Source organism: Luteimonas sp. A649 (assembly GCF_054072735.1).
The window spans coordinates 1-910 of sequence record NZ_JBSVRQ010000020.1 but is presented as its reverse complement, the minus strand read 5'-3'; the positions used below and the strand labels follow the sequence as shown (position 1 = coordinate 910).

The 910-nt window shown below is 67.3% G+C and carries 1 protein-coding gene; it reads left to right on the top strand.

The window, feature by feature from the left end; all coding sequences use genetic code 11:
• The coding region (locus ACW5E8_RS14790; RefSeq protein WP_456966304.1) for an OmpA family protein at positions 1–910 on the top strand (910 nt) is incomplete at both ends.

The following is a 910-nucleotide window of genomic DNA, read 5'->3' as shown; positions in this document are numbered from 1 at the left end:
GGCGTCACCCATGCGGCCTCCGCCCAGGAGTTCGATGATCGCTGGTACCTGACCGGCGGCGTCGGCATGAACATCCAGGACAGCGACCGCGACACCCGCAATGCGCCGTTCGGAACGCTGGGCGTTGGCAAGTTCATCTCGCCGGCGTGGTCGCTCGATGCCGAGCTGAACTACCAGAACCCCAACAAGGAAGCCAACCAGGACCTGAACTGGAGCCAGTACGGCATTTCGCTGGACCTGCGTCACCACTTCCTGTCGGAAGGCCGTGGCTGGAACCCGTACGTGCTGATGGGCGTTGGCTACCAGCGTTCGGAAGAAGAATACGACGCGTTCCCGAGCACGGTGTCGCCGGGCGAGCGTGAGGACGGCAACTTCGCCGCGAAGGTCGGCATCGGTGCGCAGGGCGACATCGGCCGCGCCGCGATCCGCACCGAGCTGGCCTACCGCGCCGACTTCGACGACAGCAGCGTCAACGCCCCGGGCGAAGACTGGTTCGGCGACGTGCTGGCCTCGGTGGGCATCGTGATCCCGCTGGGTCCGGAGCCGACCGCCCCGGTCGCCCCGGCGCCCGCGCCGGCCGCCCCGAGCTGCGCCGACATGGACAGCGACGGTGACGGCGTGAACGATTGCGACGACCGTTGCCCGGATTCGCAGCCTGGCCAGACGATCGGTCCGGACGGCTGCCCGGTGCCGGTGTCGATCGACCTGAAGGGCGTGAACTTCGACTTCGACAAGTCGACCCTGCGTCCGGATGCGGTGTCGATCCTGAACGAGGCGATCGAGATCCTGAAGCGTTACCCGGAGCTGAAGGTCGAAGTGGCTGGCCACACCGACTCGAAGGGCACCGATGCGTACAACCAGGCCCTGTCGGAGCGCCGCGCGAAGGCGGTGTACGACTACCTGGCCTCGA